Annotated in this window: 24 protein-coding genes; 2 read left to right on the top strand and 22 right to left on the bottom strand. The window is 61.4% G+C overall.

Annotation, left to right across the window (positions count from 1 at the left end; genetic code table 11):
* Positions 1-16: 16 nt before the first annotated feature.
* From acpS to B0G77_RS11670, 21 genes are all read right to left on the bottom strand, one after another.
* On the bottom strand, positions 17-436 hold the full coding sequence (gene acpS / locus B0G77_RS11770; RefSeq protein WP_133662285.1) for a holo-ACP synthase: 420 nt from the start codon (positions 434-436) through the stop codon (positions 17-19).
* A gap of 22 nt (positions 437-458) precedes the next feature.
* On the bottom strand, positions 459-1223 hold the full coding sequence (gene pdxJ, locus B0G77_RS11765; protein WP_133662284.1) for a pyridoxine 5'-phosphate synthase: 765 nt from the start codon (positions 1221-1223) through the stop codon (positions 459-461).
* Positions 1220-2107 carry a DNA repair protein RecO gene (gene recO, locus B0G77_RS11760; RefSeq protein ID WP_133662283.1) on the bottom strand — a complete coding sequence of 296 codons (888 nt, stop codon included), beginning with the start codon at positions 2105-2107 and terminating at the stop codon, positions 1220-1222. Before recO ends, pdxJ begins: the two co-directional genes overlap by 4 nt.
* On the bottom strand, positions 2094-2993 hold the full coding sequence (gene era, locus B0G77_RS11755) for a GTPase Era (protein WP_133662282.1): 900 nt from the start codon (positions 2991-2993) through the stop codon (positions 2094-2096). Before era ends, recO begins: the two co-directional genes overlap by 14 nt.
* A 60-nt stretch (positions 2994-3053) precedes the next feature.
* Positions 3054-4301, bottom strand: coding sequence for a ribonuclease III (gene rnc / locus B0G77_RS11750; RefSeq protein ID WP_133662281.1), 1248 nt, complete (start codon positions 4299-4301; stop codon positions 3054-3056).
* 166 nt (positions 4302-4467) lie between these two features.
* Positions 4468-5361, bottom strand: coding sequence for a signal peptidase I (lepB, locus tag B0G77_RS11745; protein WP_133662280.1), 894 nt, complete (start codon positions 5359-5361; stop codon positions 4468-4470).
* A 17-nt stretch (positions 5362-5378) separates the two neighbouring features.
* Positions 5379-7172: a translation elongation factor 4 gene (gene lepA, locus B0G77_RS11740; protein ID WP_133662279.1), complete on the bottom strand. Its 1794-nt coding sequence runs from the start codon at positions 7170-7172 to the stop codon at positions 5379-5381.
* Positions 7173-7344: 172 nt separating this feature from the next.
* Entirely contained in the window at positions 7345-7617 is a 273-nt protein-coding gene (locus B0G77_RS11735) for a glutaredoxin family protein (protein ID WP_133662278.1), read from the bottom strand.
* Positions 7614-9143, bottom strand: a complete 1530-nt coding sequence (locus tag B0G77_RS11730; RefSeq protein WP_133662277.1) for a DegQ family serine endoprotease — start codon at positions 9141-9143, stop codon at positions 7614-7616. The genes B0G77_RS11735 and B0G77_RS11730 overlap by 4 nt, the downstream gene beginning before the upstream one ends.
* Before the next feature lie 22 nt (positions 9144-9165).
* Positions 9166-10209 carry a MucB/RseB C-terminal domain-containing protein gene (locus B0G77_RS11725; protein ID WP_133662276.1) on the bottom strand — a complete coding sequence of 348 codons (1044 nt, stop codon included), beginning with the start codon at positions 10207-10209 and terminating at the stop codon, positions 9166-9168.
* Positions 10210-10213: 4 nt separating this feature from the next.
* A complete protein-coding gene (locus B0G77_RS11720; RefSeq protein WP_133664113.1) occupies positions 10214-10846 on the bottom strand; it encodes a sigma-E factor negative regulatory protein in 633 nt (210 codons plus the stop codon).
* 84 nt (positions 10847-10930) lie between these two features.
* Entirely contained in the window at positions 10931-11530 is a 600-nt protein-coding gene (gene rpoE, locus B0G77_RS11715; RefSeq protein ID WP_085480911.1) for an RNA polymerase sigma factor RpoE, read from the bottom strand.
* 94 nt (positions 11531-11624) lie between these two features.
* On the bottom strand, positions 11625-11972 hold the full coding sequence (locus B0G77_RS11710) for a protein YgfX (RefSeq protein WP_347814157.1): 348 nt from the start codon (positions 11970-11972) through the stop codon (positions 11625-11627).
* 142 nt (positions 11973-12114) lie between these two features.
* Positions 12115-13353, bottom strand: coding sequence for a beta-ketoacyl-ACP synthase II (fabF, locus tag B0G77_RS11705; protein ID WP_133662275.1), 1239 nt, complete (start codon positions 13351-13353; stop codon positions 12115-12117).
* 228 nt (positions 13354-13581) lie between these two features.
* The gene (gene acpP, locus B0G77_RS11700) at positions 13582-13821 is read right to left on the bottom strand and encodes an acyl carrier protein (RefSeq protein WP_004197638.1); all 240 of its coding nucleotides are present in this window, start codon (positions 13819-13821) and stop codon (positions 13582-13584) included.
* Positions 13822-13972: 151 nt separating this feature from the next.
* Positions 13973-14722, bottom strand: a complete 750-nt coding sequence (gene fabG / locus B0G77_RS11695; RefSeq protein ID WP_133662274.1) for a 3-oxoacyl-ACP reductase FabG — start codon at positions 14720-14722, stop codon at positions 13973-13975.
* 60 nt (positions 14723-14782) lie between these two features.
* On the bottom strand, positions 14783-15715 hold the full coding sequence (gene fabD / locus B0G77_RS11690) for an ACP S-malonyltransferase (protein WP_133662273.1): 933 nt from the start codon (positions 15713-15715) through the stop codon (positions 14783-14785).
* Positions 15716-15813: 98 nt separating this feature from the next.
* Positions 15814-16803 carry a beta-ketoacyl-ACP synthase III gene (locus tag B0G77_RS11685; protein WP_133662272.1) on the bottom strand — a complete coding sequence of 330 codons (990 nt, stop codon included), beginning with the start codon at positions 16801-16803 and terminating at the stop codon, positions 15814-15816.
* Positions 16803-17921, bottom strand: coding sequence for a phosphate acyltransferase PlsX (gene plsX, locus B0G77_RS11680; RefSeq protein ID WP_133662271.1), 1119 nt, complete (start codon positions 17919-17921; stop codon positions 16803-16805). The genes B0G77_RS11685 and plsX overlap by 1 nt, the downstream gene beginning before the upstream one ends.
* A gap of 124 nt (positions 17922-18045) precedes the next feature.
* Positions 18046-18225, bottom strand: a complete 180-nt coding sequence (gene rpmF / locus B0G77_RS11675) for a 50S ribosomal protein L32 (RefSeq protein ID WP_076785234.1) — start codon at positions 18223-18225, stop codon at positions 18046-18048.
* Positions 18226-18324: 99 nt separating this feature from the next.
* Positions 18325-18978 carry a DUF177 domain-containing protein gene (locus B0G77_RS11670; RefSeq protein WP_133662270.1) on the bottom strand — a complete coding sequence of 218 codons (654 nt, stop codon included), beginning with the start codon at positions 18976-18978 and terminating at the stop codon, positions 18325-18327.
* Between the two features lie 205 nt (positions 18979-19183).
* Here B0G77_RS11670 and B0G77_RS11665 point away from each other — a divergent pair, with 205 nt between their 5' ends.
* Complete coding sequence (locus B0G77_RS11665) at positions 19184-19801, top strand: Maf-like protein (protein ID WP_133662269.1); 618 nt, start codon at positions 19184-19186, stop codon at positions 19799-19801.
* The gene (locus tag B0G77_RS11660) at positions 19798-20520 is read left to right on the top strand and encodes an SAM-dependent methyltransferase (protein ID WP_133662268.1); all 723 of its coding nucleotides are present in this window, start codon (positions 19798-19800) and stop codon (positions 20518-20520) included. Before B0G77_RS11665 ends, B0G77_RS11660 begins: the two co-directional genes overlap by 4 nt.
* Before the next feature lie 107 nt (positions 20521-20627).
* On the opposite strand, the gene B0G77_RS11655 is transcribed toward B0G77_RS11660, so the two are convergent.
* Positions 20628-21632: a S49 family peptidase gene (locus B0G77_RS11655; protein WP_133662267.1), complete on the bottom strand. Its 1005-nt coding sequence runs from the start codon at positions 21630-21632 to the stop codon at positions 20628-20630.
* Between the last annotated feature and the right edge of the window lie 18 nt (positions 21633-21650).

Here is a 21650-nt window from a genome sequence, read left to right as displayed (position 1 = left end):
GAAGTATTCAGGTGAACTACGATGCGGCGGAAGCAACGGAATCGGCGATTTCGGCGATCACAAACGACACTGCGTAGTCGCGCTCATCGCTGACCGTCACGCGCGCCGTGATGCCGCGCGCGTCGAGCCATTCGGCCAGTTCGCCTGAGGCGACCACCATAGGCTTGCCGCTTGCCTCATTGAGCGTCTGCAAGGCGCGCCACGTCATCGGCCAGCGCATGCCCAGGCCGATCGCCTTCGAGAACGCTTCCTTCGCCGAGAAACGCGTGGCGAGAAAAGCGAGACCGCGCGCCGCCGATCGTGCGTGGCGCGCGTGATAGACGCGCAGTTCGTCAGGCCCGAGCACCTTCTCCGCGAAGCGCCCGTCGGTGCGCTCCATTACCGCTGCGACGCGGCTGACCTGAACAATGTCGGTACCGATGCCGTAGATCGTCATGCCGGTTTCGCCGCGTTCCGCACTATGCGTGCGCGGCAAGACGCGCGGCGACCATAATCGCCTTCATCTCGCGCACCGCGTTGTCCCAGCCGGCGAAGATCGCATGAGCGACGATCGCGTGCCCGATATTCAGTTCGACGATGCCGTCGATTGCCGCGATCTGCTGGACGTTTGTGTAATGCAGACCGTGACCCGCGTTGACCTTGATGCCAAGCGACACGCCCAGTTCTACGCAACGCACCACGCGCTCGTATTCGCTTTGCTGCTCGCCTGGATCGTGCGCTTCGGCGTAGCGACCCGTGTGCAGCTCGATCACCGGCGCGCCGGCTTCGTGCGCTGCACGGATCTGCGTTTCGTCGGCGTCGATGAAAAGCGAGACGCGCGAACCCGCATCGGCGAGCTGCCGGCACGCGGCACGCACGGCTTCGAACTGGCCGGCCACGTCGAGCCCGCCCTCGGTCGTCAGCTCCTGACGCTTTTCCGGCACAAGGCAAACGTCATGCGGACGCACTTCGCAGGCGATATCCAGCATCTCCTGCGTCACCGCGCATTCGAGGTTCATGCGCGTTTTCAGAAGCGGGCGCAGCGTGCGCACGTCGGCGTCGACGATATGGCGGCGATCTTCGCGCAGATGCAGCGTGATCGCGTCGGCGCCGGCTTCCTCAGCGGCCAGCGCCGCGCGGATCGGGTCTGGGTACGAGGTGCCGCGCGCGTTGCGCAGCGTGGCGACGTGATCGATGTTCACGCCCAGATCGATCACATTCGGCGACGTCAGGAAGAAGCTCATAGGTTCTGAAGGTCAATCAGGATCTGGCGCGTCGCGAGCGGCGTGCCGCCAAGGTAAGTGTTCAGGAGGAAGCGCATCAGCGTCTTGCTCTGCGCGACCGTCTGGCTTCGATGGTAATCGTCCTGCTCCATATCGAGCAACGTCTGTCCCGTGAGGACCGGCCATTGCGCAGGCAGATCGTCGGACGCTTCGCGCACGCCGCGCTCGGGATCGAACACGTAGCGCCCCTCGGGCACGACCGCCCGCCGCGAAACAGTGCGGTCGAGCGCCATCGCGTAACCGGTCTCGCGCAACAGCACACGCTCGAAAGAACGCAGCACCTGGACGGGCGGTTCATCGTGAGCAAGATGCGTCAGCGTGACGACGTAGTGATGGAACAGTTGAGGATGCGGATCTTCCCGCGCGCAGAACTTGACCAGCAGTTCGTTGACGTAGAAGCCACACAACAGCGCGTCGCCGGCGAGCGGCAGCATGCCACCGACCCACTCGGCACCCGTCAGCGTACGCACTTCGGATTTGCCGGACCACGACAGCGAAAGCGGCTGGAACGTCTGCAGCACGCCTCGCAATGCGGAGTGCGGGCGCTTGGCACCCTTCGCGACGAGCGCGAGTCGGCCGTAATCGCGCGACAGCACGTCGATGATCAAACTCGTCTCGCGATAGGGATAACTATGGAGCACGAAGGCGGGCTGCTCGGCGATCCGGTAGTCGGAAGCAGGCGTACGCGCGGGACGGCGCGCTGCCGTCTTACGCGTCTCGCCGCTGCTGGATGAAGAGGATTTTCTGGCCCGAGCCGGCGCCGGCGCAGCCGGTTCGCCGTCGTCGGGTTCGGCGTCGGCGTCGGCGCCGGGTTGCAACCTCACCCAGGCGTCATTCGTACCCATAGGCGCGAAGTCCGGCTTCGTTGTCGGCCCAGCCACTCTTCACCTTGATAAAGGTTTCCAGATACACGGGGCCGTCGAACAGCTTTTCCATGTCGAGGCGTGCTTCCGTGCTGATCTGCTTCAGCTTGGCGCCCTTCTGGCCGATGATCATTGCCTTGTGCGTGTCGCGTTCGACGAGAATGGTCGCGAAGATACGGCGCAGGCGCCCTTCCGTCTCGAACTTGTCGATCAGCACAGTGCTCGTATAGGGCAATTCGTCGCCGGTCCAGCGGAATACCTTTTCGCGCAGGATTTCGGCGGCGAGGAAGCGCTCACTGCGATCGGTGAGGTCGTCTTCCCCATAGATCGGATCGCCTTCCGGCAGATAGGGCTTGACGGTCGCCATCAGACGCTTGATGTCGTCCGGGTTTTTCGCCGACAGCGGCACGATTTCGTTGAACTCGCGCAGCGCGCTCAGCTCCTGCATAAACGGGTACAGGCCGTCCTTGTCGGACACACGGTCGAGCTTGTTTGCAATCAGCAGCGTCGGCACCGACGGCGGAATCAGGTCGAGCACCCTCTGGTCGTCGGGGCCAAAGCGGCCGGCTTCGATCACGAACAGGATCGCGTCGACGGATGTCAGCGTCGAGGTGACTGCACGATTCAGCGAGCGGTTCAGCGCGCCACTGTGCTTGGTCTGGAAACCGGGCGTGTCTACGAAAATGTACTGCGCGTCTTCGAACGTATGGATGCCGGTGATGCGATGGCGCGTCGTCTGCGCCTTGCGCGACGTGATACTGACTTTCTGGCCAACCAGAGCGTTCATCAGCGTCGACTTGCCGACATTTGGGCGGCCGACAATCGCGACCATGCCGCAGCGAAAACCAGTGGGAGTGGAAGCGTTCATATTCGGGCTACGGCAGGTTCGAGTGGACACGCGCCCCAAAGCGCGGCGGGTCAAAAGGCATCAATGGCCGGCATCGGCGGCGCGCGTTTGCACCCCGCCGGCAACGCCAGGTTCGAGTTCGGTATCGTCACGCGTGCCGGCTATGGACTCACGGGCGCGGGGCATGGGTTTATCGCTCGTGCGGACGATGGTATCGGCTTTATCAGCTGGCTTTTCGGCCGGATTCTCAGCGGCTTTTTCGGCGGCAAGGGCGGGTTCGGACTTCTCGGCGGATTTGTCCAGTTTCTCGGACTTATCGACTGCCTTTTCGCCTACTTTTTCCGCCGCCTTTTCCTTATCTACAGGAATCTGGCCGTGCTCGCTATATTCGACGTGCGCCGCGCGGATCACGGCGAGCGGCACAGGCAAGGGCACGGACGTCGCCACCGGCCCCGAGGCGGGACGTTCTGCGACCGCTACGTCAGGTGCGCTGCTGTGCTTCTGCTCGCTACGCGCGGTCCGATCGGCTTTGCGGTGGTCTGGCGCGCGCAGGTCCAGCGCCGTCTGCACGCCGGCCACGCCGGGAACGATCTCCGGCTCGGCATGCTTCGCTGCCCGTGCAGCCTTCGACCGCTTCGGCTTGGCGACCGGTGCCGGCGCGGCCGCGACCACTTCTTCCAGCGCCTTCTTGGCTGCAGCCTGTTCGGCCGCGCGGCGGCTTGCACCCGAACCCGACACTTTCACGTCGAGTTTGGGCACCGTACATTCGACCTCGAACTGTTGATTGTGCGCCGCACCATGCGTCGCCACCACCGTATACGTGGGCAACGCGATCTTGTGACCCTGCAGATATTCCTGCAGCAATGTCTTCGAATCCTTGCCTAGCGTGCGCGGATCGATGTGATCGAGGATCGGCACGTAGAGCCGCTTGATGACGGTCTGCGCGGCCTCGAAACCGCCATCGAGGAAGACCGCACCCAGAACGGCCTCCAGTGTGTCCGCGAGGATCGACGGACGCCGGAAACCTCCGCTTCGCAGTTCACCCTCGCCGAGCCGCAGACCTTCCGAGATATTCAGGGCCTGAGCAATCTCATAAAGCGATTGCTGCTTGACCAGATTGGCCCGGACCCGCGACAGATCGCCTTCGTCCAGCTTCCCGAAACGTTGGAACAATAGCGCAGCCACCGCGCAGTTCAGAACGGAGTCGCCGAGAAACTCGAGCCGTTCGTTATGCGTGGCACTGTGACTGCGGTGAGTTAAAGCCTGGCGCAATAATTCCGCATTGCGAAATTCGTAGCGCAAACGGCTTTCCAACGGAGATTGGGGCATGTGCAGAGTATAACGCGGGCGCTTGCCCCGGCGAAAACGCGGGGCGCCCGACGAAAAAGCGTAGTGAAGCGGCGTTACCGCGCGTTCTTAATGTGGCGCGCTAACACGCCGCGCGATGTGTGTGCGACCGCGCGGCGTGCGCGGCGTGCGAGTTGTGTTGACGCGATCAGTTGAATGAACCGATGCGTCTCAGGTTGCTGAAGTTCATCCAGATAAAGAACGCACGACCGACAATATTCTGGTCCGGAGCAAAGCCCCAGTACCGGCTGTCGGCACTGTTGTCGCGGTTGTCGCCCATCATGAAGTAGTTGCCGGGTGGCACCGTGCAGATGACGCCCTGCGCGTTGTATGTGCAGTTGTCGCGATACGGAAAGTCTTCGGCACCGACGATGAAAGGCGGCACCGCAGGATTGTTCAGGATCGCGTTCTTGCGGTCGCCGAGGTCCTCTTCGAACTGCTTCGCGTAGCCGATCCGTTCTTCGTCGAAGTAATCCGGCAGCGGAGTCTCCGGCACGGGCTTGCCGTTGATCGTGAGCTTCTTGTCCTGATAGGCAACGACGTCGCCGGGCAGACCGATCACGCGCTTGATGTAGTCGACCGACTCGTCTTTCGGATAGCGGAACACGACGACATCACCACGCGCGACCGGACGACCCTGCGTGATCTTCGTATTCGAAATCGGCAGACGGATGCCGTAGTCGAATTTGTTCACGAGAATGAAATCACCGACCAGAAGTGTCGGCACCATCGACCCCGACGGAATCTTGAACGGCTCGACAACGAACGAGCGCACGACGAACACCACCAGAATCACCGGGAAAAAGCTGGCCGAGTATTCGAGCCACCAGGGCTGGCGCAATTTTTCGTCCCGCAGACGGGCGCGCGTTTGCGCCGCGTTTTCATCGGCGAAACGCTCGCCGACCCGTGCCTGCTGACGGTCGAATTCGGCGACCGCAGCTTCCGCGGCGCGGCGCCGTTGCGGGATGAAAACCAGTTTGTCCGCGACCCAGGCGATGCCCGTTACGATGACGAGCACAAAAAGAATCAGTGCAAAATTCATGGGGTTCCGTTGTTCTCTTATTTGTCTTCGACACGCAGGATCGCGAGGAAAGCCTCTTGCGGGATCTCGACGGACCCGACTTGCTTCATTCGCTTTTTGCCCGCTTTTTGTTTTTCCAGCAGCTTCTTTTTACGCGTGATGTCGCCGCCGTAACACTTCGCCAGCACGTTCTTGCGCAACGCCTTGATGTTCTCGCGTGCGATGATATTCGCGCCGATCGTCGCCTGAATGGCCACGTCGTACATCTGCCGCGGAATGAGCTCGCGCATTTTCGCGGCGACTTCGCGGCCGCGATACTGGCTCTGTGAACGATGGACGATCACCGACAGCGCGTCGACCTTGTCGCCGTTGATCAGCATGTCGACCTTGACGACATCCGCCGCACGGTATTCCTTGAACTCGTAGTCCATCGAAGCATAGCCGCGCGATGTCGACTTCAACCGGTCGAAGAAGTCGAGCACGATCTCGCCCATCGGGATTTCGTACGTGAGCTGAACCTGCCGCCCGTGGTACTGCATGTTGATCTGGCTGCCGCGCTTCTGCTCACACAGTGTAATCACTGAGCCGACGTATTCCTGCGGCATGTAGAGGTTCACGGTGACGATCGGCTCGCGCACTTCCTCAATCCTCGACGGATCGGGCATCTTGGCGGGGTTTTCGACCATGATAGTCGTGCCGTCACGCTGGAGGACCTCGTACACCACCGTCGGCGCGGTAGTGATGAGATCCATGTCGAATTCACGTTCGAGCCGCTCCTGTACGATCTCCATGTGCAGGAGACCCAGGAAGCCACAGCGGAAGCCGAAACCCAGTGCCTGCGACACCTCCGGCTCGTACTGCAGCGACGCGTCATTCAGCTTCAACTTTTCAAGCGACTCGCGCAGTGCGTCGTACTGGTTCGCTTCGACCGGATACAGCCCGGCGAACACCTGCGGCTTGACTTCCTTGAAACCAGATAGCGGTTCGGCTGCGGGACGGTTCACCAGAGTCACCGTGTCGCCCACCTTTGCCGCCGCCAGCTCCTTGATGCCCGCGATGATAAAGCCCACCTGCCCCGCAGACAGCACCTCGAGATTCTTCGACTTCGGCGTGAACACGCCGATGTGCTCGACCGGGTATTGAGCGCCGGTCGCCATCATGCGGATCCGGTCCTTCGGCCTCAGCGTGCCGTTGACTATGCGCACAAGCATCACGACGCCAACGTAGTTATCGAACCACGAGTCGATGATGAGCGCCTGCAGCGGCGCTTCGGTGTCGCCCTTCGGCGACGGCACCTTGGCGATCAACGCCTCCAGGACGTCCTCGACGCCGAGGCCGGTCTTCGCGCTACAACGAGTAGCGTCGGTTGCATCGATGCCAATGACGTCTTCGATTTCCTCGATCGCGCTTTCCGGGTTGGCCGCTGGCAGATCGATCTTGTTCAGTACCGGCACGACCTCGACGCCGAGTTCGATCGCCGTGTAGCAGTTCGCGACAGTCTGTGCTTCGACGCCCTGGCTGGCGTCGACCACCAGCAGCGCACCTTCGCACGCCGACAGGGAACGGCTGACTTCATATGAAAAGTCAACGTGCCCCGGCGTGTCGATCATGTTGAGGTTGTAGATCTTCCCATCGCGCGCCCGATAGGACAACGCAGCCGTCTGCGCCTTGATGGTGATGCCGCGCTCGCGCTCGAGATCCATCGAGTCGAGCACCTGCGACTCCATCTCGCGGTCGGACAAACCACCGCAAAGCTGGATGATGCGATCGGCGAGCGTCGACTTGCCATGGTCGATGTGCGCAATGATCGAGAAGTTACGAATATGATCCATTCAGTACCGATCAAGCGAAAAAGGCGCGCTCGGACGATTGCGGAGCACGCCTTGTAAGTAGGTGAAAAACCGGGCTATTTTAGCCGAAAAGGCCTCCGCCCGGCGTTTTTTGCCGGGATGCCCTGCCGGTCGGCCAACGTTCATGCGGGTTGATGTCGCCCTTTGCTGCGTGCTAAGGGGCAGGCGCGGCACACCTGGCGCGCGCAACGAGCGCGGCCCGGACGCTGTCGTCGTCAAGGCGATAGTGGCAAAGCTCGATGCCGTCACAGACCAAAACCGGTACGAACTCGTTGTAGCGCGCTTCCAGCGCCGGATCGGCATCGATATCGACCACCTCGACCTGCGCGCCGAATTCGGCCAGCAAAGGCTCGAGCGCAGCGCGCATGTCATCGCACAAATGGCACCACGTGCGCCCGTATAGCGTCAGCGGCGCCGTCATCGTCACTTCTGGGCCGGCGCGACGCGCGGACGGATCGGCACAAACTGCGTGTTGTCGCCGCGACGCACGAGCAGCGCCACCATTTTCTGCGGATCGACATGCGATGTAATCTCGTCGAACTGCTTCGCGCTCGTGATATCCGTGTCGCCGACGCGCAGGATCACGTCGCCCTTCTGCAGCCCAACCCGCGCGGCTGGCCCTTCGACCGCGTCGACCTGCACGCCGCCACGTAGCTTCAGCGACTTCAGTTCGTCAGCAGGAATATCGCTGACCGCAACGCCAAGCGAGTTCGTCGCGCGAGGTTTCGGCGGCACCGGCTTCTTCTCGTCGACACTCGCGGTCTTTTCAGGCTGCATCTCGGCGATCGTGACCGGCAGGTCGCGCGTCTGGCCCTTACGCCAGACGGTGATCGTTGCCTTCGTGCCCGGCTTTGTATCGCCAACCATGCGCGGGAGATCCGTCGCCGTATCGACCGAGTGGCTGTTGAACTTGAGGATGATGTCGCCCGGCTGTACGCCTGCCTTGTCGGCCGGACCGCCCGGCTCGACACTGCTGACGAGCGCCCCCTGCGCCTTCGGCAAACCAAGTGAGTCTGCGACGTCCTTCGTCACCTCGCCTATCGCCACGGCAATTCTCCCTCGCACGACCTTGCCCGTCGACTTGAGTTGATCGGCCACGCGCATGGCTTCGTCGATCGGAATCGCGAAGGAAATGCCCATGAAACCGCCCGTACGGCTGTAGATCTGCGAATTGATACCGATCACCTCGCCCTGCATATTGATGAGCGGCCCACCCGAGTTGCCCGGATTCACGGCTACGTCAGTCTGGATGAAGGGCAGATAGTCGCCAGTATCACGCCCCTTGGCGCTGACGATACCCGCCGTCACGGTGTTTTCCAGGCCGAACGGCGAGCCGATGGCCACTACCCATTCACCCACGCGAACCTTGTTCGAATCCCCGATCGTCACGACCGGCAGATTCGATGCGTTGATCTTCACGACGGCGACATCGGTGCGATCGTCGACACCGATGAGCTTCGCCTTGAACTCGCGTTTGTCCGTGAGCGTGACGTAAATGGTATCGGCGTCGTCGATCACGTGTGCGTTCGTCATCACGTAGCCATCGGCAGACAGGATGAAGCCAGAGCCTACGCCGCTGTTCTGTTCGGAGTCGCCGCCGCTGTCAGGCGCATCCTGACTGCCGCCCCCACCACCACCGCCACCGCCACCACCGCCACCGCCACGAGGCGGCGTACCTGGTTGTTGCGGAGACTGGGGCATGGGAATGCCGAAGAATCGTCGAAAAAACTCCGACATATCGCCGTCGTCCATGCCGGGTGGCAAGCCGCGCGTAGAATTCGACACGTGAGCCGTGGTGCGAATATTCACAACTGCGGGGCCGACCTTGTCGACGAGATCGGTGAAATCGGGAAGGTTGCTTGCAGAGGTCGCCGACGCCGTGTGCGGCAAGAGCGGCAAACAAACCGCCACCATCGTGGCTGCAAAAAATCTGCGCACCGAGAAGTTCGTCATATCGTGGTCGTAAGCCGATGGATTACCTGGAAGCTTTATATTCTATGGCAGACGCAAATTGCTGCAACGTTGCCTGGGGCACTTCCCCTAGCAAAGTAATCCAGAAATCTCCGTGGCGTTTCACGAGCACGTGCGTCGCGCCGCTACTGCCCGAACCTTCCTTGCGTGTGTTCTTCTCGGCGGGTTCGATAAAAATCGATACGGCTGCGAGCCCATCAGAAAACACAGCCTGGTCGACCGGAATGGGCGGGTCGCCGGCATCGCGGGCCGCCATCGGACGACGCAACTCGCGAATCTTGCGGAAGCCTGGCACGGTTAGCGGGAATTGCCAACCCTGCGCTTCCATGTCGACAGACTCAACCGGCGGCCGCACCACCGTCCAGCCCGCCGTATTGCGAATCCCGCTTACGATCGGCGCCTTGTCGACCGGCACGCCAATGCGGATCTGCGAGAACGAAAGCTGTTCGAGCACCTGCCCGTTCGGATCCAGTGTCTGCGCGCGCAACAGGAGGCCCGTTTTCGCGTCTGCCCACAGCTTATAGGCGAAGCGCCATCCGTCCTTGGGATCGAGCTCGACAACCTGGCTGTCGATGCCCGCAACGCGATCGGTTCCCAGCAGCTTCGGCTCATAGACCGACAACACCTGCTCACCCGTTCCTGCCAGCAACGCGGGGAACGAGTCCTTGTTCTGGCGCTTTTCTACGACGCACAGACGCCGTTCCGGTACGAAGGTATAGAGCTCGTCGTTGTGACGCAGCATCTTGCGCGGCTTGCCGTCGAGACTCTCGAGCTGCTCGAACTCGCCGTCATTGCGGGTGGCGTAATGGGCAATATGTGAAGTCTGGACGAACGCGCCACGCTGATAGACGAACGCGCCTTCGTAATTTAGCTGCTGGGCGGCCTCGTGGATCCGGTTGAGCCATTCGGCCGCCGTGCGGCGGGCGGCGACAGGATCCCCGGATTGCGCAAAAGCGCGCGGCGTGGCGGATAACAATATGGCTGCGCAGAACAGAAATGCCGGCAGCCGCCCCCAGTTAATCGTTTTATTCAACCGCAGGTTCTGCATCAGTCTATTGGCCTTGCGTGGTCACAGCAGCAGCGGCACGGATCAGCGGCATCGAGCCCGGCACGACTGGCTGTTGGGCAAATTGCTGATGGGCTTCCAGATACTGGTCGAGACTGGCGTCACGAATGATGTTGGCGTCCTGAATGGCAGGCTGCGCGGTTGCGACCGGCACCGAAGCCATTGCGATGCGCTGCACCGCATCCCCATGCGACGAAACCGACGCGACCGGCGCGCCACCCAGGCCCGTACCGCCGACGCCCTGCAATTGCGGCACGACGATCCATGTCAGTGTGGCCGCGGCAGCCGCGACGGCAAACGCCGGCAAAACACGGCGACGAAGCGACAGCAAACGTTGCGCGACCGGCATCGCAGCGGGCGCGAGCACGTGCGCTTCAGCCTCGAAACGGGCTGCGAAACCGGCGAGGAAGGCATTGCTGGCTGAGGGACTCACCGCCAGATCGTCGGAGCGCAACGTATCGCCGATCAGGTGATAGTGCGACCAGGTTGCGCGATCCTCGTGATCGAGATCCGCAATAAACTTGTTCAGATGCTCTTCGCCGGACAGCTCACCGTCGACAAAAGCGGACAGACGCTCGCCTCGCGAGCTTGCTTGCGATTGCATCGAGACCGACCCCATGATGCTCCCCATCTTACAAACATTCCGTAGTGACACCACCTAACCCAGATATTGCATCCATGCCCCGCCCGGCCGGCCGGAGACCTACCAGCGCTTGCCTTCGGGTGTGTCAAGCAACGGACGCAATTTTGCCGCAATGGCTTCGCGAGCACGAAAAATCCGTGATCTGACAGTGCCGATCGGGCATCCCATCATCTCAGCGATTTCCTCGTAACTCAAACCCTCAATTTCACGAAGAGTAATGGCGGTACGCAGCTCTTCCGGTAAAACCGCCATAGCAGCATTGACCGTCTCAGCGATCTGCTTGCTCATCAACATCGACTCAGGCGTGTTGATATCCCTTAGTTGGTCGGCATCCGAGAAAGTTTCAGCTTCTTCAGCATCCGCTTCGGTCGAAGTGGGTGCGCGACGGCCCTGGGTCGCAAGGTAGTTCTTTGCCGTGTTGACCGCAATCCGGTACAACCACGTATAAAACGCGGATTCACCGCGGAATTGGGGTAAAGCCCGATACGCCTTGATGAATGCATCCTGGGCCACGTCCTCGACCTCAGCTGGGTCCCTCACGAGGCGCGATATCAGCCGGAGGATCTTCCGGTGGTATTTGGCGACCAGAAGCTCGAACGCGGCCTTGTCACCCTTCTGCACGCGTTCGACCAGCACCTGATCAATTTCTTTTTCGCTCACCTGATAAATCCGTTAACTTGGGGTGAATGGCGGGGCACCATTGTAGCGTCCCCGTCATTGCGTCACGTTACTGCGATAGCAGTGGTTACAGTCTTTACAGGACGGACGAGCCGCGACGGCCAAGCACCGCCAGTTTGCGGAATGCGTCGTCAGGCAACGCGTCGGCCGAAATGATCAGCCGCCTGAGCCGCCCACTGTCGTTAGCGACAGCAAGAATGAGAAGCCAGCCGCCCCACTGGGAATAGCCCACGATCGGACCGTGAGCAAGCGCTTCGCCCCCGCGGCTCCAGACCGACAGGCCATCTGGCCCGATTCTCAGCGCTCGCGGCTGGGCAGAGGCGTGTGCGGTAGCGCCTGAGACGAGAAGTGCAAGAACGGCGAGTGCCAAAGGAAGTGCGTGCCAGCCGCCAAGTCGAGAAGCGAGACATGAATAGGCTGCCACCGTGGCAATCAGGATGAGAGCGGCCGTGAGAACACGAATGACCAGGGAACGCCGCAGCGCTATGCGCGGCGGCGTTCCATCTGGCGATGCCGCCCCATCCGGCCAGGACGGATCGGCGGTCCTGATTTGATGCGTCAACCGGTCAGGCGCGCTTGAAGACCAGCGTGCCGTTCGTGCCGCCGAACCCAAAAGAATTCTTCAGCGCGACGTCGATCTTCATCTCCCGCGCGGTGTTCGCGCAGTAGTCGAGATCGCATTCCGGATCCTGGTTGAAGATATTGATGGTGGGCGGCGAGATCTGGTGATGCACGGCCAGCACGGTGAACACCGATTCAAGCCCGCCCGCGCCACCCAGCAGGTGCCCGGTCATGGACTTGGTCGAATTCACAACGATGTTCTTCGCGTGGTCGCCGAACGCGCGCTTGATCCCGGTCGTCTCGGCCAGGTCGCCGAGCGGAGTCGAAGTGCCGTGCGCATTCAGGTAGTTCACCTGGTCTGAATTTACGCCCGCGTTCTTCATGGCGGCCAGCATGCAGCGTCGCGCGCCATCGCCGTCTTCGAGGGGCGCGGTCATGTGGTAGGCGTCCCCGCTCATCCCATAGCCGGACACTTCCGCATAGATCTTCGCTCCGCGCGCCTTCGCGTGCTCGTACTCTTCGAGCACCATGACGCCAGCACCCTCGCCCAGCACGAAACCGTCGCGATCCTTGTCCCACGGACGGCTTGCCGTCGCCGGATCGTCATTGCGTTGCGACAGCGCGCGCGCCGCCGCAAAGCCGCCGATACCGAGCGGAGACACAGTCGATTCCGCGCCGCCTGCAATCATCACATCGGCGTCGCCGTATTCGATCAGACGCGAAGCTTCGCCGATACAGTGCAGGCCAGTGGTACATGCGGTAACGATCGCGAGGTTCGGACCCTTGAAGCCGAACTTGATCGACAGATGGCCGGAAATCATATTGATGATCGACGCCGGCACGAAGAACGGCGAAATCCGGCGCGGGCCGCGATTCAGCAACTCGGTCTGGGTGACTTCGATCATCGGCAGACCGCCGATACCAGAACCCACCACGACACCGACGCGTTCGGCGTTTTCTTCAGTGATTTCCAGACCGCTGTCCTGCATCGCCTGGATGCCGGCAGCAACGCCGTAATGGATAAACGTATCCATATGGCGCGCTTCCTTGCCGGGGATGTAGTCCTCGATATTGAAGCCCTTCACCTCGCCAGCAAAGCGAGTCGAGAAGTTCGATGCGTCGAACTTCGTGATGTCGGCAATACCTGACTTGCCGGCGACCAGATTGGTCCAGCCGTCGGCAACATTATTGCCAACAGGCGAAATCAGCCCCAGGCCTGTAACAACAACACGACGGCGGCTCACGGTAACCCCTTTTTCATAGATGACAAAAGCAAAAGCCACAGCGACCACAGGAATCAGTCCTGTGAGCCCTGTGGCTGTTAGCCTGGCGAATGTGCTGAAAACGCTCGCACATGCGCTGACGATTGCGCCGGCACTGGCGCCCGCAATGACGGCAGCCCTGCTGCTTGCGTCGACTGACGGAACAGGGCGTCATACGCCGCCAACACCGAAATGCAGGCGCGAATGACCTTAGGCCTTGACGTTCGCGCGAGCGTAATCGATCGCTTGCTGGACGGTCGTGATCTTCTCAGCTTCTTCATCCGGAATTTCCATGCCGAATTCGTCTTCGAGGGCCATCACGAGTTCGACGGTGTCGAGCGAGTCAGCGCCGAGATCGTTCACGAACGATGCTTCGTTCTTGATCTCCGCTTCGGCAACACCCAGTTGTTCTGCGACGATCTTCTTGACGCGCTGTTCGATATTGTCCATTACCCCTCCAAGGGAAAAAAGTTCAAAAATACAGGTGCGCGCATTTTATCAGGTTTGACTCTGTAAAAAAGCGGCGCGCACGGTTGCCGATCGGCTATTCGCGAAGCGCTTTGGCAAACGCATCAAGGCGCGGATGGTAAAACGAAATTCTTTATGACATATACATGCCGCCGTTCACGTGCAGCGTCGTGCCGGTGATGTAACCGGCTTGCGGCGAAGCAAGGAATGCGACGGCGTGAGCGATGTCGTCGGGACTACCCAGACGTCCCAGCGGAATCTGCGACTTCAGCGCAGTCTGCTGCTCTTCCGGCAGGCCTTTCGTCATATCGGTATCGATGAACCCCGGCGCCACACAGTTCACTGTAATGCCACGGCTACCAATCTCGCGTGCCAGCGCGCGGGTCATGCCAGCCACGCCGGCCTTCGCCGCCGCGTAGTTCACCTGCCCCGGATTGCCTGCCGAACCGACCACCGAAGTGATGTTGATGATACGGCCACCACGCGCTTTCATCATCGGGCGCAGCACCGCACGCGACAGGCGGAACACTGATTTGAGATTGGTGTCGATCACCGCATCCCAGTCTTCGTCCTTCATGCGCATCGCGAGCTGATCCTGCGTGATGCCAGCGTTGTTCACGAGCACGTTTAGCGCGCCGAATTCCTTGACCACGCCGTCGATCAGCGCTTCCAGGGCGGCAGCATCGTTCACGTTCAGTACGGCGCCGCGGCCGTTCACGCCCGCCGTCCTGAACGCTTCGGTGATCGCGTCCGCGCCCGATTCGCTCGTCGCGGTGCCGATCACGATGGCGCCCTGACGCGCAAGTTCAAGCGCAATCGCGCGGCCAATTCCTCGGGAAGCGCCCGTCACGATCGCAATCTGTTTGTCGAGAGTCTTTTGCATCTTGTTTTCCGGATTGCCCGCGCACAACGGGCTGGATTCATTGAGCGCCTGCCGCGTGGATTACCCTGCTACAAGCTTGAGCGCTTCGTCAAGCGATGCCGGGTCGACGATCGATGCGCCGACGAGATTGCTGTCGATCCGCTTCGTCAAACCCGCCAGCACCTTACCCGGGCCGCATTCAACGACGTGTGTGACGCCCTGCCCTGCCATGGCCTGCACGCACTCGACCCAGCGCACGGCACCTGCCGCCTGACGCACAAGCGCATCCTTGATGGCAGCTGGATCAGCAACCATCGCCACATCAACATTGTTGATCACCGGAATCTTCGGCATCTGCACTTCGACACTGACAAGATATGCCCGCAACTGGTCCGAGGCGGGCTTCAGAAGCGACGAATGGAACGGCGCCGAGACCGGCAGCGGCAACGCGCGCTTTGCGCCCTTTGCCTTGGCCACTTCGCAGGCTTTTTCGACCGCAGCCTTGTGGCCGGCAATCACCACCTGCGCGGGCGCATTGAAATTGACCGCTTCCACGACACCCGCCGACGCCGCTTCCGCACACACGGCACGCACCGTATCATCGTCGAGACCGAGGATCGCGGCCATGCCACCCTCGCCCACAGGAACTGCCGTCTGCATGGCCTGCGCGCGGAAGCGCACGAGCGGCACGGCATCACGGAATGCCAGCGCGCCAGCTGCTACGAGCGCGGTATATTCGCCAAGGCTGTGGCCCGCCATGATCGCGGGCGCCGGGCCGCCCGCCGCCCGCCACGCACGAAAGATCGCGTAAGCTGCGGTCAACATGACTGGCTGGGTGTTCGTGGTGAGATTCAGGTCTTCAGCCGGGCCTTCGGCGATCAGCTTGCCGAGATCCTGACCGAGCGCGTCGGATGCTTCCTGAACCGTCTCGCGCACGATGGCGTGATCGGCGAATGCATTCAGCATACCGACCGACTGCGAGCCCTGACCAGGAAAAACGAACGCAAATTTCATATCGCCCTCAAGTTCGGTGAATTCAGATGTGGGTGGCGCGACCGCGCTACGAGGGGCTACTACCGGCGACTGTGCGTCGCCGGCCCGAGCCGCTTCGCTCAATAGCGGATAACCGACGCGCCCCACGTGAAGCCGCCGCCGACGCCTTCGATCAGTATGTTCTGGCCGCGTTTGATACGTCCATCCCGGACGGCGACGTCGAGCGCGAGCGGAATTGAGGCCGCCGACGTGTTGCCGTGCTCGCCAACCGTCACGACCATTCGCTCCTGCGGAAGACCCAGCTTGCGGCACGTGCTCTGCATGATGCGGATATTGGCCTGATGGGGAATCAGCCAGTCGATCTGTTCTGGCGCGAGATTCGCTTTGGCGAGCGCTTCGATGGCCACTTTCTCGAGCACATTGACGGCGAGCTTGAACACTGCCTGACCGTCCATGTGAAGAAAAGCGCTGCCATCGACCACACCGCCGCTCACGTTGCCCGGCGTGCACAGAATATTCGAATGACTGCCATCGGCATGCAACGCGCTTGCAAGCACGCCCGGTTGATCCGAGGCCGACAGAATCACCGCGCCCGCGCCGTCGCCAAACAGTACGCAGGTGGTGCGATCGTTGAAATCGAGAATGCGTGAGAACGTCTCTGCGCCGATCACAAGTGCCGTACGATGCTGGCCACTGCGAATAAAGCTGTCGGCAGTCGCGACCGCGTACGCGAAACCAGAACACACAGCCTGCACGTCGAACGCCGCGCCGTTGTTCTTGATGCCGAGCTTGTTCTGCAGCAGACACGCCGTGCTCGGAAACACGAAATCCGGCGTGGACGTGGCGACGATGATGAGGTCGATGGATTGCGGATCGATGTCAGCGGCTTCGATCGCACGTTGCGCAGCGACCAGCGCAAGATCGCTTGTCGTAACATCCGGTTCAGCGAAATGGCGCGCATGGATACCCGTGCGGGCAACGATCCATTCGTCGCTCGTCTCGACGCCCTGGCTGGCGAGGCGTTCAGCCAGTTCCTGATTGGTGACACGGCCGGGCGGCAGATAGCTGCCGGTGCCCAGCACACGGGAGTAAATAGTCGATTGAGCCATTATGCCTTCGAGGGTAACGCAGCGTAGGGCTCGGCTGGCTGACCAGCGACCGGGCTTGCGTGACCCGCGCCGCCTGTTTCAGGAGCCACCCCACGCACTGCCTGTTCGAGAGGACCCGCATTCTCTTCCATCGCGCGCGCAAGGCGTTCCAGCACGCCGTTTTTGACGGCATCATACCCGCGTTTGATCGCCCACTCAAACGCGTAGGCGTCCGCCGAACCGTGGCTCTTGATCACGAGGCCGCGCAACCCGAGGAGCGCGGCGCCATTGTATTGCCGATGGTCGACGCGTTTCTTGAAACGCATCAATACAGGCAGAGCCAGAAGGGCCATCAACTTCGTCAGCCACGAACGGCCGAACTCTTCCTTGATGATATCGGAAAGCATCTGGGCGAGTCCTTCCGACGTCTTCAGGGCGACGTTACCGACAAAGCCGTCGCAGACGATCACATCGACGGTACCTTTATAGATATCGTCGCCTTCGACGTTACCACGGAAGTTGAGCGTGCTCGCCCGCAACAGTTCGCCTGCGCGCTTGATCGTGTCGTTGCCCTTGATCACTTCCTCGCCGATATTCAGGAGGCCGATGGTCGGACGATCCTTGCCTTCGAGCGCGGACACCAGTGCATGCCCCATCTCCGCGAACTGCAATAGATGCTGCGGTTCGCAGTCGACGTTGGCGCCCAGATCGAGCATCATCGTGTAGCCAGCTGGATTCGGTAAAGCGAACGCAATCGCCGGACGTTCGATGCCTGTGAGCGTTTTCAGTACGTAACGTGAGACCGCCATCAGCGCGCCGGTGTTACCGGCGGAGATGCAGGCCTGCGCCTCGCCTTGCTTGACCCGGTTTAGCGCGACGCGCATCGACGAGTCTTTCTTCTTGCGTAAGGCGACTTCCACCGGATCGTCCATGGCGACGATCTCCGTTGCCGGCACGACCGTCAGCGCAACGCTGTCCTGCGCCTTCAACTTCTTCAACTGCGCACGAATCGCGGTTTCAATGCCAACGAGCATCAACTGCGCGTCGGGATGCGAACGGACGAAGTTGACAGCAGCGGGAACGGTCACGGACGGACCGTGGTCGCCTCCCATGCAATCTATCGTGAGCTTTACAGTCATGGAGTGCGACGAATTTCAGGCACAAAAAAGCGGCAGTTGAATGCCGCCTTTTTGTCGAGCCGGGAAAATGTCAAGCGAGCCGATCGTCACGCGACACGCCACAGGGCGCAACGCGATGGAACGATTAGTCGTTCTTCGTCTTGACGACTTTCTTGCCGCGATAGTAGCCGTTCGGGCTAATGTGGTGACGCAGATGCACTTCACCCGTGCTCGGCTCAACAGCCAGCGGTGCTGCACCGAGGAAATCGTGCGAACGGTGCATGCCGCGCTTCGACGGAGACTTCTTGTTTTGTTGGACTGCCATGATAACTCCTAAAAATTTTCCGAATTCTAACACAGCCCGACCCGGCAATCGCCATTGGCCAAATGGCCAGGACACCGTATCGCGCTCCCATGCAACTGTTTAGTGCTTGCCGCCGGGGCCACTCCGCTTGAGCGCCTCGAGCGCCGCAAACGGATTCGGCCGCGCGGATTCATCATCCGCTCCAGCTTCATCCTGAGCGGCTTGCTCGCCCGCACCTTCCGCACCGCTCACACCCGAGACGAGACTTTCGTGAACCTCGGGGCAAACATCGTGCTTCGGCACCAGCGGAAGCGAAAGCAGCAACTCCTCTTCGATCAAGTCGACGAGATCGAACTGGCGCGAGCCCACGATCACCTCGACTTCATCGTCGTCGAGCGGAAATTCTTCCGCTTCCGCCTCGGTATTGACGATCCGGTACGTGGCATCCACATTGAACGCCTGGTCGTACGGCGTCAGGCACCGCTGACAGACAAGCCATGCCGCACCGTGAATCGCGACCCGCAGATAAGGCTGCCGGCCCTCGGTGCCGTTGTACTGCAATTCCGGCTGCGTCGCCCCTTCGGCTTGCCACGTAAACGTGGTGTCGCGGTCTGGCGCGTCAATAGGGACTTCGTTTAACATGCGCGGCAGTTGCGAGACACGCATGACGCCTGCGGCCTGGCGCCCACTGCGCGCGAATTCGAAAAGATCGAGATCACGCGGGTCGACGGGGCCGGCGGCCGGTCCAGCAGGGTTGCCAGGATGTTCAGTCATGTGCGCTCCCGCGTCGTCGGCAAGGCTTTCAGCCGGAAAGAACCGGCATGCACCGCAGCGCACCCATTGCCCGTGCGCGAGTAGCATTCCGATGGAAAAGCCCAAGATGATATCCGTTTTGTCTTTTCAAGTCAAACACTTAAGCCCTGCGTGCGCCGACCTGTGCGCGGGCCACTTCTCCATCCGTTAGTTTAGCTAGTTGAATATGCCGGATTACTCCAATTGCCCGCCGCGCCTTATTCTGGCATCGAGTTCGCGGTATCGCCGAGAATTGCTCGAACGTCTGTGTATACCGTTCGACGTCGTCGTACCCGCCGTCGATGAAGCGCCGCTGGCCGGCGAAACGCCGGAAGCCACCGCGCTGCGCCTCGCCGAGGCAAAGGCGCGCGCGGTCGCGGCAAATCTCGCTGGCGACGCGCGCGTGCTAGTCATCGGATCGGACCAGGTCGCGACCTACGACGGCCTGCAGATAGGCAAGCCAGGCACCCACGAGAACGCGCTCGCCCAGCTACGGGCAATGCGCGGTCGCGAAGTCCGGTTTCATAGTGCCCTGTGCCTGTTCGACAGCGGCACGGCCGCTGCGCAGACGGAGGACGTCATCACCGGCGTGCGCTTCCGAGATCTGCCGGACGCCGACCTCGACGCCTATCTGCGCGCCGAAACACCCTACGACGTCGCAGGCAGCGCAAAATCCGAGGGACTCGGCATCGCGCTCCTTGAAGCCATCGAATCCGATGACCCGACGGCGCTCGTCGGGCTTCCACTGATTGCCCTGACCCGCATGCTGCTTGCGGCCGGTTACCCTCTTTTTGGTGCACGATGAGCGGCGTTCTTTACCTGATCCCCAATACGCTCGGCGAAGGCGACGAAAACGCACTCGCCTCCGTTCTGCCCGCCCCAGTACGCGTGAAGGCGGCCGAGCTTGACTATTACATCGGAGAAAACGCGAAGACGACGCGCGCGTTTCTCAAGAAAGTCGGCACCGAGCGACCGATTCAGGAAATTGAAATTCGCGAGTTGAACGTGAATACGCCCGCGAGCGAGATCGACACGCTTCTGGCACCGATCCTTACGGGCACCGACGCAGGACTTGTGTCCGAAGCCGGCTGCCCGGCAGTGGCCGATCCCGGCGCCCTGCTCGTGCGCCGTGCGCATGAGCGCGGCGTCAAGGTCGTGCCATTTGTCGGACCCAGTTCGATTCTGCTGGCGCTGATGGCATCCGGCCTGAACGGCCAGAGCTTCGCGTTCCACGGCTACCTGCCGGTGGACGCCACCGAGCGGGCGAAGCGTCTACGTGATCTTGAACAGCAATCGCGCAAAGCTAAACAAACGCAGATATTCATCGAAACGCCGTACCGGAACCGGGCCTTGCTGGACACACTCCTCACGACCTGCGCGCCATCGACGCTCGTCTGCGTTGCCGTCGACCTCACACTTGCTTCAGAGACGATCGCGAGCCGAACGGTTGCAGACTGGAAAAAAGCACCCGAGATCGATCTGCACAAGCGACCCGCGATTTTTCTGCTGCTCGCTGTTCGATAAGCGGTTACCGGCAGATCGGCCAAATGCGCGAGCACCCTGAGGCCCCGCCCCTCCCTCCCGCCAGATTTCCCCCTGCGTTTACACGGCACGGTAGCGGTGGACTGACTTCAGCGCAGACTCAGCTTCCCGCCCATCACAATCGCATGCACGCCCGCAGCGCCGACCGCTGTGCCGAACTTGCGCGCGACACGGTCGGTAATGCTCTCCTTCACCGTGTAGTCGACGATATCCGGCGCCTTGATCACCTCGCGCGCGACGTAATCGGTGTCGCCGAGGCCGTCCGCGAGCCCTAGCTCGACGCTCTGCTCGCCAGTCCAGAAGAGTCCAGAAAAGACATCCGGCGTCTCATGCAGCCGCTTGCCGCGACCCTGACGCACGGCGTCGATGAACTGCGAGTGGATCTGATCGAGCATCTGCTGCGCATGCTCGTCCATCTTCGGCGTCTCGGGCGAGAACGGATCGAAAAAACCCTTGTTCTCGCCCGAGGTGTGCAGCCGGCGCTGGATCCCCAGCTTGTCCATCAGGCCCGTGAAGCCAAAACCGTCCATCAGCACGCCAATCGAGCCGACAATGCTCGCCTTGTCGACGTAGATCTTGTCGGCCGCCGCAGCGACGTAATACCCGCCGGATGCACACATGTCGTCGACCACGACGTACAGGGGAATCGACGGATATTTGGCGCGCAAACGGCGAATCTCGCGATTGATGATGCCCGCTTGCACCGGGCTGCCCCCCGGGCTGTTGATGCGCAGGATCACGCCGGCTGTGCCGTCGTCGTCGAAGGCGTTGTCGAGCGCCGTGTTGATATCCTCGGCGTTCGCGTCGGTATCGGACGAAATCTCACCATTCAGCGTGATGAGCGCCGTATGACGGCCGGTCGTCGAGACCCGCTCGCCCGAGATGTCGAACACACCCCAGACGATCACCAACAGCACGGCAAGAAATACGAAACGGAAAAATATCTTCCAGCGGCGCGCGGCGCGCTGTTCGGTGATTGCGGCGAGCGCGATGCGCTCGAGCGCCGCGCGCTCCCAGCCCGGCTCGGGCTCGGACGCGCGACGGCGATCCGGGCCGGACGATTCGATAGGATCAGGAGTTTGATTGTCGGCCATGCGTCGCAGAGGGAAAGA

The sequence above is a fragment of the Paraburkholderia sp. BL10I2N1 genome (genome assembly GCF_004361815.1).
Taxonomy (GTDB): Bacteria; Pseudomonadota; Gammaproteobacteria; order Burkholderiales; family Burkholderiaceae; genus Paraburkholderia.
Note: the sequence above shows the minus strand (reverse complement) of the source record. Positions and strands in the feature narration are given on the sequence as shown.

Bases quoted from the DNA above. Each gene is read 5' to 3' on its own strand.
- acpS (WP_133662285.1), bottom strand. From the start codon at position 436: ATGACGATCTACGGCATCGGTACCGACATTGTTCAGGTCAGCCGCGTC.
- pdxJ (WP_133662284.1), bottom strand. From the start codon at position 1,223: ATGAGCTTCTTCCTGACGTCGCCGAATGTGATCGATCTGGGCGTGAAC.
- recO (WP_133662283.1), bottom strand. From the start codon at position 2,107: ATGGGTACGAATGACGCCTGGGTGAGGTTGCAACCCGGCGCCGACGCC.
- era (WP_133662282.1), bottom strand. From the start codon at position 2,993: ATGAACGCTTCCACTCCCACTGGTTTTCGCTGCGGCATGGTCGCGATT.
- rnc (WP_133662281.1), bottom strand. From the start codon at position 4,301: ATGCCCCAATCTCCGTTGGAAAGCCGTTTGCGCTACGAATTTCGCAAT.
- lepB (WP_133662280.1), bottom strand. From the start codon at position 5,361: ATGAATTTTGCACTGATTCTTTTTGTGCTCGTCATCGTAACGGGCATC.
- lepA (WP_133662279.1), bottom strand. From the start codon at position 7,172: ATGGATCATATTCGTAACTTCTCGATCATTGCGCACATCGACCATGGC.
- B0G77_RS11730 (WP_133662277.1), bottom strand. From the start codon at position 9,143: ATGACGAACTTCTCGGTGCGCAGATTTTTTGCAGCCACGATGGTGGCG.
- B0G77_RS11725 (WP_133662276.1), bottom strand. From the start codon at position 10,209: ATGCAGAACCTGCGGTTGAATAAAACGATTAACTGGGGGCGGCTGCCG.
- B0G77_RS11720 (WP_133664113.1), bottom strand. From the start codon at position 10,846: ATGGGGTCGGTCTCGATGCAATCGCAAGCAAGCTCGCGAGGCGAGCGT.
- acpP (WP_004197638.1), bottom strand. From the start codon at position 13,821: ATGGACAATATCGAACAGCGCGTCAAGAAGATCGTCGCAGAACAACTG.
- fabG (WP_133662274.1), bottom strand. From the start codon at position 14,722: ATGCAAAAGACTCTCGACAAACAGATTGCGATCGTGACGGGCGCTTCC.
- fabD (WP_133662273.1), bottom strand. From the start codon at position 15,715: ATGAAATTTGCGTTCGTTTTTCCTGGTCAGGGCTCGCAGTCGGTCGGT.
- B0G77_RS11685 (WP_133662272.1), bottom strand. From the start codon at position 16,803: ATGGCTCAATCGACTATTTACTCCCGTGTGCTGGGCACCGGCAGCTAT.
- plsX (WP_133662271.1), bottom strand. From the start codon at position 17,921: ATGACTGTAAAGCTCACGATAGATTGCATGGGAGGCGACCACGGTCCG.
- rpmF (WP_076785234.1), bottom strand. From the start codon at position 18,225: ATGGCAGTCCAACAAAACAAGAAGTCTCCGTCGAAGCGCGGCATGCAC.
- B0G77_RS11670 (WP_133662270.1), bottom strand. From the start codon at position 18,978: ATGACTGAACATCCTGGCAACCCTGCTGGACCGGCCGCCGGCCCCGTC.
- B0G77_RS11665 (WP_133662269.1), top strand. From the start codon at position 19,184: ATGCCGGATTACTCCAATTGCCCGCCGCGCCTTATTCTGGCATCGAGT.
- B0G77_RS11660 (WP_133662268.1), top strand. From the start codon at position 19,798: ATGAGCGGCGTTCTTTACCTGATCCCCAATACGCTCGGCGAAGGCGAC.
- B0G77_RS11655 (WP_133662267.1), bottom strand. From the start codon at position 21,632: ATGGCCGACAATCAAACTCCTGATCCTATCGAATCGTCCGGCCCGGAT.